This is a genomic window from Cedecea sp. B1(4) (assembly GCF_059414925.1).
Map to the genome: position 1 here is coordinate 1 of NZ_JCAHMZ010000178.1, position 251 is coordinate 251.

Annotated in this window: 1 protein-coding gene; it reads right to left on the minus strand. The window is 69.3% G+C overall.

The genetic code is table 11. The features are described from left to right. Window positions 1–251, minus strand: a 251-nt coding sequence (locus tag ACR6JA_RS22530) for a DEAD/DEAH box helicase (protein WP_494599668.1), incomplete at both ends; no start/stop codon positions are given.

Below are 251 nucleotides of genomic sequence, written 5' to 3' on the forward strand. Positions count from 1 at the left end.
GCAGGCGCTCGGGCGCCACGTACAGCAGGTCCAGCTCGCCGGCCAGGAAAGCCTGCTCGACGTCGCGGGCCACGCGCCATTCCTGCGTCGAGTTGAGGAAGGCGGCGCGCACGCCGAGTTCGGTCAGCGCGTCGACCTGGTCCTGCATCAGCGCGATCAGGGGCGACACGACGATACCGGTGCCTTCGCGCACCAGCGACGGAATCTGGTAACAGAGCGACTTGCCGCCGCCGGTGGGCATCAGGACCAGC